Raw genomic sequence first — 13,634 nt, 5'->3', positions numbered from 1 at the left:
TATTGACCATGAAATTTGACAAATTGAGATCTCCCCATGGTGGGGAGTTTGATTCAAATCGACCGCCTGTGGACTTGAGTCATGATAGCAGTACTGAGGCGAGATATGACTATTGCTCAGTAACATTAATTTTTAACCGTATTGTAGTGTCGTTTGAGTTTTGCTCTGGCGTTATCTTTGCTGAACTTCCACCGTACAGTTTCGCGGATTGCATTTCGTTCCTGTTGCCAGGTATTTGCTCAATATGGTGAGCGTGCTTGAGTTACAGATCAAGTGAAGCTGCTATGGCAGAGTCGTTCATCCAGAGATCCGTCGAGATGGCAATTTAGCTCAACGTATTGAGCATGTTCATGGATTCCGATGTGGATCGCGCACTGAGAAATCCTCCTGCCAGCGTCTAATCCACATGCAGAAGCCGGTGATTTTTACAGCTCAACTGAAGACGGGGCCTCCGCTGCCCTGCCAGGAGGCCAGCGGACGACCCGCATAGCATGGATCGATGGCAGTCACCTGAACTCCAGCCTGCACTCCTTCGTGACCTCTATCAGGTATGCCCTTCCCGGCTCCATCGGCTCGTCCATCTTCAGCGGCTTCCAGTCGTCATCCTCATACTTCCACATGAATGCCGAGATCAGACCCTTCTCGACCGCCTCTGAGAAGCTGTACCGCCGGTGCTCTGTGTTGACGGTGATGTTCATGGGAGCCAGCGATTCGTTCACAGGCAGCCCGATCAGATTCCAGCCGGGTCTCAGCTTGAGCCTGTACGGTCGCTCCACAGGCTTGCCGGATATCTTCATGGTGAAATCATCATAGCTGTCGATTATGTAGCCCATTCCAGGCTCGAGGGTTGTTATGTTCGTGATCATCGAGTCCTTCAGCGAGTAGCTCCAGGCATCATCGGACACCGTGAATATTCCCCGGTATGGCTTGCCCTTGATGTACTTCTCCACGCGCGGATCCCTGGGCTTGACGTATATGGAGACCGCGTTCCAGCCGGCGGTGATGTTTATGATCTGGATCTCCTCGGGGACGACGCGGTATTCAACTGAGAAGCTCCTAGTATCTCCGAGCCGCGGGTTGATGACAGGCCACATAACACGCTTGTGCTCTCCTGATACATCCTCCGCATGCCACACGACCCTGGACCCTTCTTTGACCACGACATCCTCCGCATCCCTGGGAAGCAGCACCTCAGCTATGATCGCAGGAGGCGCGTTGAGGCTGATCTCCCCGTCGGTGCTGTCCACGCCGAGCCAGTAGAGCCAGTCCGTGGCCTGCTCTGAGATGGGGGAGACGGAAACTGCAACAGTATCGTTGCCCTTGACCTCATCTATCCTGTACGGAAGCTCCGGTGTTTTTGGAAGATAAGGCCTGAACTCAGGATCTCCGAAGAGCATGAAGCTGCTCGCCGTCTGGTTCATCATCTCCTTCATGGAGTACTCCCATGGCGGCAGCATCTCCTCTATCCTCTCGAAGGATATCTTCTCCGCGCCATCCATCTTCATGATGTACAGGTTCTCAGCCTGGCTCATGGCCCCGCCCGCGGTTGCATTCTCGAACACCAGCGCCTGGTAGAAGCGCTTGTTGTAGTCCTCTGATACGTATATCCACACAAGCGCGGACGATCCCACATATCCCACGGCTCCAGCCCTGACGAACGCGAGGGCTATCGAGTCGTCGAGCCTCATGGGTATGTACATCTCCGTGCCGCTCACGTTGATGCTGAATCCCTTCAGTCTGGCGCTAAGACATGAGTTGCTCGTTGTGAGCTGCGGAGCGAGAACGAACTGCTTGACCTGCGTCTCATCCAGGAACGAGTCTGTCATCGCCCAGCTCGAGAGCGCCCAGCCCTTCTCCGAACCATGGTGATCGAAGTGGACTATCCCCACGCCATTGTTCATGAACGCCGAGACCCTCTGGAATGTCGCCTCCTCCCATCGCAGGTCTCTCGAGTTCAGGCCGGCGTCCGCAAGATACTCCTTTATCCTGATCGGCACCGGGCTCCAGGGCCACTCAACAGGCGTGGCCACAACGAGCGATGTGTTCTTCCAGTTGCCCTGAAGCCTGTCGTAGCTCAGCGTCCTGGCAACCATCTGCGAGACGTCATATACGCTGAGACCTATGAACCGGCCGGTCGCCACCTCTGTGTAGTTGTCGTCATCCATCTCTATCCTGTAATCCCTGTAAATATCAAAGGAGAATGGATCTCCCTCGAGCTCCTGCTTCACACCGGTCGTCGGGAATGGAAGCGATCCGGGGTCTCCGACCACCAATAGGTACTCAGGCCTCAGCTCCATCTCCTCCACGCTCTCGCGCAGCCACTCCTCCACATCTTCTGGATCCACATACTGCGGATCCTTTGCCACATCCATCACAATGGCGTGCTTTGCTGCCGCAACCTGCATCGATGCCAGAGATAGCTTCGGCACCTTTGTGTGGCTGAACGCTGTCACGTTGTTCGGCGGCAGTGTCGACCTCACCTCTATGGTCATGTTCTTCGTCCGGTACTCTGTGCCGCCGCCGACCTCAATATTGAACAACCAGCTTCCAGGCTCCGGCATCGGAAGAGCTGCGCGGTATCCGTTCGACCCGGCGCTGAACCTCACGTAGCCTATCAGCCCGTGCGGGCTGAATAGCCGGAGGGCCGTGTAGCTGTGCGGCTCAGTGACGTTCCATGTGACTATCGCAGTCCCGACGGGCATCTCTCCTGGGTACGTTATCTCCGAGACCGGCCCGTCGTTCTCGGTCTTCACAGTGACGTTATCCTCAACGCCGGTGTACCTGACCGTCATGCCCCTGTCGAGAGGCTGCACCCAGCCGGCATCCATCGGGTGTAAAACCACGACCTCTAGGTTCAGGGATACCGACTCGTCCGGGTCGATCTTCTCGAGATCCCACGTGAGTATCGAGCCGTTGAAGAACGCGCCTGCTGGATCAGACGGCTCTTTGGATATCGGGTCGGTGATCGAGAGCTTTCCCTTGTAGTATATCGGCATTCTCACATACCGGCCGCTTGCGAACATGTCGACGAGACTTATACCCTTCAGGGGCTCTGTGCCGGTGTTCCTGAGCGTTATGTTCATCCTCACGACCTCACCGGCCTCCTCTGATGGAATGCTCGCAGGCGTGGTCTCGACAGTGATCCAGAGATCCTTTACGATCGCCCTCTTTATTTTGCTCTCCGGCTTTGGAGGTATCAGGGATATGTCATGGCTGTTTGTCAGCACCATTGATCTGACGGAATCGTTGCGCGCCCTCATCTCTCTCAGAAGAAGATCCAGATCGTATCTGTGGACTGTGACGTTAATCTCCTCCAGACTCCTGACCACGTCAGGTGGCGCGTCTCCTGCGATGATGGCATCCCTGCAACCGAGCCTCTCGATCTCTGAGAGCGTGGTGTTCGATATGTTGGCGGAGAAGAACAGAACAGGCCAGTTCAGGTAAGAGGCCACTGTAGCTGCCTGGATCCCTGCAGTGTAGTTCTCACCGACCAGAACCGCGCCTGGGGAGTAAATCCACCGGCTGCTCACAAGCACCGCCAGCTCCTCGCTGCTGTTGTACCTTATCGTATCATTGCATGCCCAGGAGACATCTCCGATGCCGAGCGTCCTCATGCCGAGCGCCTTTATGAGCCACTGAGCTGCCTTCGATGGCGGCTCGAGCTCAGACCAGAGCGGTGTGTAAACGACGTTGTACTCGAACAAGATGCCGTCACATCCTGATCCGACCAGACTCTCGATGTAGTTCAGAGCGCCCTCAACGTTCTGGGTGGAGAGCATGTACTCGACATAATCATCGCTGAGCCTCACATATACCGGCGTATCAGTCACCCTGGCGGCGAGCTCCGCATCTCGCACCGGCACTGAGGAAATTATAACGAAGTCTGAGGTACCGGAGAGATCATAGAGATTGTAGCCCTTCGATTTGTCAAAGGGTTCGTCTATGGCGATGCCGAGCTCCACCGGCCCGAGATTTCTGGTTATGTTACGCGCCTCTCGCGCGATCTCCAGGACCTTCTGCTCCCTCCACGAGAGCCACTTCTGGTAGTTGTAACCTGAGGACCCTATCCTCGTCAGGTCCAGCCCTGTATCTCTGTAGAACTCCTCCTTGCAGACATCGCAGAAGCAGTAGCCATCTCCCTCGAAGCCGAACCTGTACAGCACCACCCCATCCACCTTGTACTCATCTATGATCTCCTCGATCCTGGCGTACAGATCCTCCCTGACATTCGGATTCACAGGGCACAGTAGAGAGCCCCGGTTCCCGTTTGCATCCAGAGAGTATCCCTCGATCTCTGTATCGTTTCCCTCCTCCAGGCTCTTACTGAGCTCGACACCCCTGAACGCATCGCGGATCATTCCGGCCAGGGTCGAATCGTTCGTTTTTACCAGTGAGGTTGATGTCCACATCCCCTCATCGCTTTCCGGCTCCAGGGAGACGGTCATGTAAACCTTCATTCCCTGCTTCTGAGCTGTTTTGACGAGGGTCTTGACGTCCTCGCCGGAGCCGTGGATCACCATCGCGGAGATGTTGCCGGATATCATCGACTGGAGGATGGCGTCCATGCCGTACCTCTCAAGATCTGTGCCCTCCACCCAGCCGAGCCGCCTTCCGGTCTTCACCTCCCTCGGGAGTATCAGCATCGGCTTCACCACAGTGGTGTTCTCCTCGCTCCATGTCGAGAGCGGCACCGATGCCACAACAGCATGCCAGTCGTGTCCGCCGACGAGTATCATCTCATCGACATCTGATTTCGCCCCCCTCTCGAACACAGCACCTGCCTGTGATACCAGAAGCAGTAGAAGAACTGCAAGATACATGGCGCGCATCACGACACCTCCACTGAGAGGCCAGCTGCTTTGAGCGATTCCACCGCTGTATCGCTCACGCCGCTTGCGATGATCGCTTTCTCCAGACCTCTCGCCATCATGTTCTCCATCGCTGCCCTGATCGAATCTGTGAGCGCATCGCCACAAACAACCAGTGGCAGACCTGAGCGCTTTGCGATCTGATATGATCTGAAGACATCCACCTCGCCCGGCCCGGAGACGACCACTGCCGTCTGGTTGGACCACATCCGGTCTGCGAGGATCCAGGAGGTCTCGGCGAGATCTGCGCCTGCGATCCTCGAGACGTTGAAGCCGGATAGCTCAGACTCGATCTTGCTGCTTACCGCTGATTCATCGCCCAGTATGATCACATCCCTGTACGGGAGGAGCTGGTCCCTGATCTCCTTGCTCAACCTGTCCCCCACCTGAATCACAGGCACGGTCGTGTTGTTTCCTGAGAGCAGAGAGGCCATGGCTGTGTACCTGGGATCAGCCGATGTGATTATCGCGAGCCCTGATGGCTCTATGGCCTCCAGATACACAATCTCAGGCGGGAACGGCACGCCATTCGAATCGACCATCCTGAAGACTATTGCGTATCCTGATGGCTCGGTCGCGATCAGAGAGAAGTTGGCTGATCCGAACCTGCCGTTGATGTCCAGAACCATGCTCGATGGCACGATCAGCAGAGATGGATCTGATACTGCATCGACCATCACCCTGACGTTGTTCTCCAGGAAGAGGGTCATCCTCCCCTCATAGCTCCTGTTCACGACCACTCGCTTCGGGACATCTATCCTGACATCATAACCCTTGACCACAACCCCAACCTCGAGATTCACAGCAACACTGGCATTCTTTGATCTGTTGCCCTGTGATTCCGCCACGATCCTCATTGAACCGCTCCTTGCGTTCTCATCAACCTCAACCTCCAGCCTCAGAATACGGCTTGAGCCGGATGGGAGCGGGAGCGAGTATGGCAGATCTATCTCCTCATCCCCATCAAAGAGCTTCGGGTGCCAGCCCTCTGGGACCTCAGGAATGTACACCTCGATGAGATCCCTGAACCTTCCGGTGTTTCTCACCTCGAGATCGAACTCTGCAGGCTCATCAGGGGTGACCTCCCCGCCCGCCTCCCTGGCATCGTTTATGTAGAGCCCGACGTTGTAGCTGTCCTTCTCGATGACGTTGAGGTTGAAGCTTATGGCTATTGGAAGAGCAGGTGGTGCGGTCTCATCGAAGATGTAGAAGAATCCCGCGTACGCTCCGGGCTTTGTCTCAGGAGGCGCCATGAAGAATATGTCCACATCCATATCATCGCCCGGATCTATCGCCTTCTTTGGTATATCGATCATTATCATATCCTTCGCATCTCCACCCACAGAGGTGGCTCTTATCCTCGATACCGGCTCCTCGCCTGTGTTTGTCAGGGTCAGCGTCTTGTGTATGACCTCTCCAGGGTGGATCTCGATATCGAAACGCTCCCGATCTGGCTTCAGCTGGGCGGAGGCGATCCCGCTCAGAAGCAGCACGATGAGTATGAGGTAAATGGGCTTCATCAGGACCACACAGTGACAACGATTTTCTTTCGGTTCACTCTTTCCATCAAGGTATAAAACAGTATCTAGAGTCGAGAATGCCCTGAAGATCTGGGTCATGTGGATGCAACCATGGTCCAGGGCGCCTGCACAGTCTGAGAATCTTCAGCGTCCCCTCCCAAACGAAGAGATTATCTAGTGGGACGCCAACCTGCATGTTTCAAAGGATTGAATCGAGGGGAGAAAAGGTCGTAGTCATGATTTCGAAAGAGGAGATTTTGGAGATACTGAACGGGTATGATCTGAAGAACATCACCATAGCCACGGTCTGCTCCCACAGCAGCCTCCAGATATTTCATGGCGCGAAACAGGAGGGCTTTCGGACACTCGGCATATGCATAGGGCCGCCTCCTAGGTTCTATGATGCATTCCCTCTTGCAAAGCCGGATGCGTTTCTATCGCTGGACAGCTATAAAGCCATGCTTGATGAGAGCGATCGCCTGATCGATGAGAACGCCATAATAATACCTCACGGCTCGATGGTCGAGTATCTCGGGATCCAGAACTTCGAGGCTCTGCCCGTCCCGACCTTCGGGAACCGAAGGTGTCTCGCCTGGGAGAGCGACCGCGAGATGGAGCGGGAGTGGCTTCTCAGGGCAGGTGTGAACGTCCCCATGAGGTTTGAGAGCGCCGAGCTGATAGACAGGCCTGTCATAGTCAAGTACCACGGCGCAAAGGGCGGAAAGGGGTTCTTCATAGCGAAGAACAAGGAGGAGTTCCAGTCGAAGATCCAGAGGGGACAGAAATACACAATACAGGAGTTCATCCTCGGAACGAGGTACTACATCCATTTCTTCTACTCCCCCATAAGGGAGAGGGGCTACCGTCTGCGGAGAGGCACACTCGACATGCTCGGGATCGACAGGCGTGTCGAATCAAACGCTGACGAGATATTCAGGATAGGATCCGTGAACGAGCTAGAGGCCGCAGGGATATACCCGAGCTTTGTCGTGACCGGGAACCTGCCGCTTGTTCTGAGAGAGTCGCTCCTCCCGAAGGTCTTCGACCTCGGCGAGAGGGTAGTCGAGACGTCGATAGAGCTGTTCGGCGGCATGATAGGTCCGTTCAGCCTCGAGACGATAGTGACCGATGATCTGGACTTCAAGGTCTTCGAGATATCTGCAAGGATCGTTGCAGGCACGAACCTCTTCATAAGCGGCTCCCCATACTCTGATCTGATTGAGAAAGGTCTCTCCACAGGGAGGAGGATCGCCCAGGAGATCGCGCTCGCAAGAAGCATGGGGGCGCTGGGAGAGATCATAAGCTGAATGGTTATCGCATCTGCCTCTGCCGTATCCGCATGATGTAAAGGTGAATGCCAAACAGCCGGTGCCATGTGGCACACATACAGCATGCGATCCTGCAGATATCCAGGGCAGATGGATATCTGCTCAGGCCATGCTGACCGGTATTTTCTTTGACTCCTGGGCACAGGAAAAGCTTATCTTCAGACATCCTCATAGCAGGACCCACCATGTCCGGCCTGTTCGAGATATTCCGGGAGGCAACGCTGCTCCAGTGCGGGTTCCTGGAGAAGCTGCTCCGCCTCGATATGTCTGAGGTTGCGGCCTTCTCAGAGTCGCTGGCGTCCTTCCTGAGCGATACCAAGAGAAACAAGTTCGTCTACGGGCTCGCTGCAGGCAGAAGCGCTCTATCGCTGTACAGCTTCCTCCAGCTCCTTCAGAACCATTTTGACAACGTATTTCCATGCACGCTGGAGGATCCCGTCCAGAGGCACTTCAATCCCAGAAAGACGAATCTGGGCATAGCGGTCTCGGGCTCGGGAGAGACTCCGTCCGTGAACAAATACATCGAGGATGTAATAGGGCAGGGGGGAGAGATCAAGCTTATAACAGCCAACAGAAATGGCACCGCGTACAGGCTTGTGGAGGATTACGAGAACGGCACCATACTCGTGATAGAGGGGAGGACGAAGTACAGCACCGACAAGGAGAGGCGCTCCCGGCTGTCGCCACTTGGCACCGAGTTCGAGCTCGAGGTCCTAGCATTCCTCAACGCCCTCTTCAAGGACATCCAGGCGAGGCTGGATGGTCACCATGATGACCGATGTCCTGAGTACTGCTCCACAATACAGGACTTCAGGGAGAACGGTATGCTCATAGCCGATATGGATCAGGAGCATCTTGAGAGATGGTTCGGCAGGCTCTTTCCGAGATCGGGACGTTATGTCATAGGAGGGGTTGGCAGATCCGGGCTCGTCGCAAGGGCGTTCGAGATGCGATTCACGCATCTGAACAAGATAAGCTACTGGGAGCGGGACTTCAACACGCCAAGCTTCCAGATAGGTGATGTGTACATACCGATAACAGGCGGTGGCAACACCTACGAGGCGCTTGAGGGCGCGAGGAACGCATTCAGGAACGGAGCGGACGTGATGCCGATCACAGCCAGCAGGGAGTCGAACCTGATGGCGCTTGTGAGGGAGAAGGGCAGGCTCGATGATGCTGTTTTCATACCGGTTAAGCAGGAATACGAGAGCCTCTTCAAGGGCAACAGAAGCACAACAAGCTGGCTGGTTTCTGAGTTCACGAAGTACAGATACCCGATATTCGAGATAAACACATCCATATTCACAAACAGCGTTGTCGCAGTGGGCGCCGAGTTCCTGGGTATCGTCGAGGCCGGGATGCGCAGGCTTCATGTTTAGTCGTCGAACGCTCTGGATCTGGAAATCAACACCACGCCAGGAGGCATCATGAGGATACTCCTGATATCGGATACACATCTCGATCGCATCCCAGAGGGTCTCCTGGAGATCCTGTCGGGGTACGAGATGATACTGCATGCCGGCGATCTTGTCAGCATGGAGGTCTTGAGGGATCTTGGATCCCTCTGTGAGACGCATGCGGTTGCTGGAAACTCTGATCATCCGGATGTCAGGAGAGCCCTGCCCGAGCGCCTGAAGCTTGATATCGAGGGGCTGCGTGTAGGCATCATACACAGACCATCTCACTCACCCGATTCCCCCGGCACAGCCCTGATGGCGAGAGAGATGGATGTGGATCTGCTCGTCTTTGGCCACTTCCACAAACCGATCTTCGAGCGCGATGGGAGCCGGATGATGGTATGCCCCGGAAGTCCCACATCCCCCAGGCTCTCTCCGCCATCCGTCGCAGAGCTTATTCTTGAGAAAGGAAGGGCATCGCTCAGGATCGTGCCTGTGGGTAAGCCCATGTGCGGCTACCTCCAGTTTGCTGAGACGCTTTACCTGGGCAGATCGGATGAGTCGGCCTGAAACATATGTGGACAAAACGGATGTCTGATAAGTGCTCAGAGCTGCAGCATCGACTGCATGCGCACTCCCATTGAGCTGACATCCACAACCCGCGAAGTCGGGCTGCTGACCTCCACCAGGAACCAAAATGTTTATCAGCGATCAGTTCGGTACCATCATCGCGGTGGTTTTATGGATACAGCTACGGCTCTGGAATACCTGCAGTCCCTGATCGTGCTGGCGATATTCATACTGATACTGGGCGCTGGCTTCAAGGTGTGGAGATGGAACTACGTGGTCCCTCCAAAGTGATTTTTGTGAATCTGAGAACAGCCGGGAGGAGATCTGAACCCGCAGTTCTCTTTTCTGACATTGCTCCCCTTTAGTGTGCCAGATTGCTGGATTGCAGATTGCTGGATTGTATTCAGGAATCTCGCGGCAAAAAAACTCTGCCGGGTCGGATGCAGCTGTGCGGCCGGTCACTGAGGTGACCTGCTGGCATCATAAGGGCCCGGATTCGGGCCGCTTCATCGCACAGCTTCAGGCGGGCGATGAAACATTTTTAACCACATCCCCCCACCGGTACCACATGCCAGATGCGGTGATCCTTTGCGACAGGTCGTTTCTCTATGAGAAGCTCTTCGAGGAGGCAGATGCTGATGTCCAGTTCATCAAACCTGAGATGCTCTGCAGCCCGTTCCTCCCAAGGTTCAGGGCGCTGATCATCCCGACTGGATTCGCAAACCAGCAGTACTCAAGAGCCCTGAAGCACCTGAGAGCTTGCAGTGAAGGGATAAAGAATTTCGTGCGCTCCGGTGGCGTTCTCGTCGTGTTCGGCCCGCTAGTTCCGGAGCATGACTACGACTGGCTGCCGCTCGCGATAAAATACAGGGGAGAGTACACCGAGGCGGCGCAGATAAAATTCTCCTGCGAGGAGGCGCCGCTCTGCGCTGGATCTGGAGACTGCGACGGATACCTGGAGCCCGGAGCAGATTTCGAGGTGCTCGCCAGGGATCCTGCAGGCCGACCGGTCCTGTGCGCAGGCAGATATGGCGAGGGCATGATATTCATCACATCGATCCATGAGTTCCCATCAGCAGATTTTGTGAGATATGTTATCTCGAAGGGGAAGCCATCGAAGATCGCGTGAAGGCCTTACACCGCCCGGGAGATCTGGCCGTGTGGTATCCAGAACCGGATTTCAGCAATCGGTGCGCATTGGCATGATGTCAAATTACTGCCGCAACTGCGCATCTGTCTGAGCCCGGTGATGCGAGTGCACGAGCGGAGATTGCAGGCTGTGACCAATAAAAATCAGATCCAGTGGAGGGATGCGATGTACAGAAAGCAGAGCAGGCTGAGAGATGAGATCGAGTCGCTGAATGTGAAACCCGCGGGTGGAGTTCTCCTTGTGAACCTGAGCACCGGGGAGCGCTGGAGCTTTGATTCGTACCACGATGCGATCGAGTTCATGAGGGGAAAAAAGGGAAGATGGTATCTGACAGCGAATATAAATAAAAAATGAAATTACAGATGGAACTCTATGTGGAAGGGTATGTAGAATATCCACACGAAGTAGAGAACCATCAGTATCAGGCCGAGCGGAACGCCAAGCCTCGCCCACTCCTTGCTGGTGATATTGAGCTTGCCTGCTGATATGATGTTCGGGATGTTCCCGGGGATCAGCATGCCGCCTGATATGAGAAGTCCCATCAGCACAGCCTGGATCTGGGTTATCTCCATCGACGGGCTCAGCTCCGCTGCAGTGAGTGTGGCGTTGTCGAGGATCGCAGATACCATGTTCACCCAGTACAGGATCTGGGGCGGGATCGTGAGCAGGTACTTGTCGATCACTATCTTCATTCCCCCGCCAAGGAGAAGCAGCGCCATGACGAAGATGTAGACCTTCAGAGCCCTGACGAAGACGTCTCTCAGGCCTGCAGCCTCTTCAGCCGCAACAGCACACGCCTCCTTCGCAGCCTTTCCTGTGAAGAACATCGCGAGCAGTCCCATTGCCAGGCATCCTGGAATTATGTACACCGCCAGCCTGTTGAAGAGGAAGAAGAATCCTGCGTGATAGGGCGGTCCCTGCAGCTTGGTGATCGCTATAGTCGAGAGCGGCTCTCCGACTGGAGTCAGAACAGCGCCGAGGCCTATCGAGAAGCATGCGATGATCACCACGTTGATCTTCGTCTGCCTGTCAAGGGGCATGCAGTTGACGAGCTCCACCAGGAGAAGAGATGCTATGATCGCAGTTATTATGCTCGATGAGAGGCCGAGAATCACAACCATAAGGAAGACTATAATCTTCAGGGGAACGACCTCAAGGATTCTGGCCATGGCCCTCTGGGCTGTTGTTCTCCCATAGTGGAAGAGCAGACCTGCAACCAGGACAGCTGGCACTATGCCCTTTATGATCGGCTCCTTTATGGCCTCCATCACAAGCTCCATGTGCCACCCGATCTTCTCCACCGCTTCAGGGTTGTTTATGTATATCTGCTCAAGAACCCCCTTGCTCTCAAGTCCGGAGAGAGTCACTGCGAGCACGCCCATAACGAAAAGAAACGCCTCCAGGTTGTGCTCTATCTTTTTCACCATGAACGGACCAACGAGCACAATCAGAACTATCGCAAATAGCCCGATATCAACGGGCGTCGGCTGTAATGCCATTGAATCACCTCTTTATTTCTACACCCACAAGACCGAAAGTCTGTTGCCAAATGGTTTTTATCTATTAAATGGTTTTGGTTTTCAAAAGCCGATGCTCGATTTCAGATGCTCTGAGGAGATCAGTGTTCAGAAGGGCCTCGCTGGCGCCTCCCTGTGTGCCTGAAACGCACAAAAAGTGGCTGATGCCCCGGAGGGCGTCAGCTTGATTTGAGCCGGAGATTTATGTTGTCCATGAAGTCGCATGCTCCGCCGATGCATCCTCTCCTGAGCGGCTGGTCCCTGAAGAGTATCTTGCGCATTATCTCAAATGACCCCAGGTACTCCTCGTGCTCCTTCATGCTCCTCTGTCCCGGTTTGGATTGTCGCGCGTCAAGCATGAAGTAGCCTGTGAAGTTATCTGCTGTCCTGAACTCAGCGCTTCTTCCCAGCGTTCCCGTCTGGTAGAGATTGAAGTTCTGGTTCTTGAACTCCATCGCCTGGAGGTTGTAGCTCTCCCTGACCTTCGCGCCGATCCCGCCGAAGGCGATCGAGCTCCTGAAGCTCTCGCTCCCCATGAGCGTGTCTCCGGGCGCCAGAGCGACATAGTCATCGACAGCGTCCTGCTCCTCGAAGTTCGGATTTCTCCCCTTCGCCCTGTCCACCAGATACTCGTTCTTCACCAGCGCCTCGACGCTGCCGCTGAAGTAGACGTCCTTGTTTGATTTTATCCCGGAGTTCATCGACCTGACGTCCTTGCTGAGCTGGAACTGGCCGCTCCCGCTGATCATGGTCTCGGATGCGTAATCGTATCCCTGGACCTTGAACTTCTCTGTATACGATGAGGATTCTGCGCCTGGTGCTGTCGCTGTGACCCTGAATCTGTAATCACCGCCCATGGCGTTTGTGGGCGGCGTGACCTGGAGCGGCTCCGAGACCTCGCCGCCGGCAGGTATGAACACCTCCGTGGAGGTCCAGGTGAACCAGTCCATTCCGCAGGTCTCAGGGCTGACTGTGATGGTGGCGGTCACGTTCGTGTACCCCTCGTTCCTCACGTTCACAATGTAGTCCAGTGTCTTCCCCGGTGTTGTGTACTCCTTATCCCGCTCGTTGATGGGACCGGTCTGCTGCACAGAGACGACGAGCTTCCCGGGGGCGATTGGTGTGGGCGGAACGGATGGGACGTCAAAAGAGCTTGATGGATATGATGGATACACTGAGTCCGCTGCGTACGGCGGGCCTGTTGGGCTTTCCTCAACAGTGGCTGATGCTGGAATCAGCAGAAGCGCCAGGATCAGAATCCAGATCAATTGAACCACCTCAAAA

General features: G+C 55.1%; 9 protein-coding genes. 5 read left to right on the top strand and 4 right to left on the bottom strand.

The window, feature by feature from the left end:
* Nucleotides 1-506 precede the first annotated feature (506 nt).
* Together QHG98_05970 and QHG98_05965 are read right to left on the bottom strand one after the other, a co-directional pair.
* On the bottom strand, nucleotides 507-4,829 hold the full coding sequence (locus tag QHG98_05970; protein ID MDH7597270.1) for a C25 family cysteine peptidase: 4,323 nt from the start codon (nucleotides 4,827-4,829) through the stop codon (nucleotides 507-509).
* Nucleotides 4,829-6,388 carry a hypothetical protein gene (locus QHG98_05965; protein ID MDH7597269.1) on the bottom strand — a complete coding sequence of 520 codons (1,560 nt, stop codon included), beginning with the start codon at nucleotides 6,386-6,388 and terminating at the stop codon, nucleotides 4,829-4,831. Before QHG98_05965 ends, QHG98_05970 begins: the two co-directional genes overlap by 1 nt.
* 236 nt (nucleotides 6,389-6,624) lie before the next feature.
* On the opposite strand from QHG98_05965, the gene QHG98_05960 reads away from it, so the two are divergent.
* From QHG98_05960 to QHG98_05940, 5 genes are all read left to right on the top strand, one after another.
* Nucleotides 6,625-7,695, top strand: coding sequence for a formate--phosphoribosylaminoimidazolecarboxamide ligase (locus QHG98_05960; protein MDH7597268.1), 1,071 nt, complete (start codon nucleotides 6,625-6,627; stop codon nucleotides 7,693-7,695).
* A gap of 206 nt (nucleotides 7,696-7,901) precedes the next feature.
* Nucleotides 7,902-9,095 (top strand): sugar phosphate isomerase, encoded by a 1,194-nt coding sequence (locus QHG98_05955; protein MDH7597267.1) that lies wholly within the window; start codon nucleotides 7,902-7,904, stop codon nucleotides 9,093-9,095.
* A gap of 48 nt (nucleotides 9,096-9,143) precedes the next feature.
* Nucleotides 9,144-9,683, top strand: coding sequence for a metallophosphoesterase (locus tag QHG98_05950; protein MDH7597266.1), 540 nt, complete (start codon nucleotides 9,144-9,146; stop codon nucleotides 9,681-9,683).
* A gap of 568 nt (nucleotides 9,684-10,251) precedes the next feature.
* Complete coding sequence (locus tag QHG98_05945; protein ID MDH7597265.1) at nucleotides 10,252-10,812, top strand: hypothetical protein; 561 nt, start codon at nucleotides 10,252-10,254, stop codon at nucleotides 10,810-10,812.
* A gap of 150 nt (nucleotides 10,813-10,962) precedes the next feature.
* Entirely contained in the window at nucleotides 10,963-11,187 is a 225-nt protein-coding gene (locus tag QHG98_05940) for a hypothetical protein (GenBank protein MDH7597264.1), read from the top strand.
* A 2-nt stretch (nucleotides 11,188-11,189) separates the two neighbouring features.
* Here QHG98_05940 and QHG98_05935 read toward each other — a convergent pair whose 3' ends face one another.
* A complete protein-coding gene (locus tag QHG98_05935; protein ID MDH7597263.1) occupies nucleotides 11,190-12,332 on the bottom strand; it encodes a DUF1646 family protein in 1,143 nt (380 codons plus the stop codon).
* A 197-nt stretch (nucleotides 12,333-12,529) separates the two neighbouring features.
* Nucleotides 12,530-13,627: a hypothetical protein gene (locus QHG98_05930; GenBank protein ID MDH7597262.1), complete on the bottom strand. Its 1,098-nt coding sequence runs from the start codon at nucleotides 13,625-13,627 to the stop codon at nucleotides 12,530-12,532.
* Nucleotides 13,628-13,634: the final 7 nt, after the last annotated feature.

This window comes from Methanothrix sp. (assembly GCA_029907715.1).
Lineage (GTDB): Archaea > Halobacteriota > Methanosarcinia > Methanotrichales > Methanotrichaceae > Methanothrix_B.
The sequence above is the reverse complement of the archived record's forward strand: the minus strand, read 5'-3'. Positions and strand labels throughout refer to the sequence as shown.

Excerpts from the sequence above, each read along its gene's own strand:
- QHG98_05970 (MDH7597270.1), bottom strand. The coding sequence starts at position 4,829 with ATGCGCGCCATGTATCTTGCAGTTCTTCTACTGCTTCTGGTATCACAG.
- QHG98_05965 (MDH7597269.1), bottom strand. The coding sequence starts at position 6,388 with ATGAAGCCCATTTACCTCATACTCATCGTGCTGCTTCTGAGCGGGATC.
- QHG98_05960 (MDH7597268.1), top strand. The coding sequence starts at position 6,625 with ATGATTTCGAAAGAGGAGATTTTGGAGATACTGAACGGGTATGATCTG.
- QHG98_05955 (MDH7597267.1), top strand. The coding sequence starts at position 7,902 with ATGTCCGGCCTGTTCGAGATATTCCGGGAGGCAACGCTGCTCCAGTGC.
- QHG98_05950 (MDH7597266.1), top strand. The coding sequence starts at position 9,144 with ATGAGGATACTCCTGATATCGGATACACATCTCGATCGCATCCCAGAG.
- QHG98_05945 (MDH7597265.1), top strand. The coding sequence starts at position 10,252 with ATGCCAGATGCGGTGATCCTTTGCGACAGGTCGTTTCTCTATGAGAAG.
- QHG98_05935 (MDH7597263.1), bottom strand. The coding sequence starts at position 12,332 with ATGGCATTACAGCCGACGCCCGTTGATATCGGGCTATTTGCGATAGTT.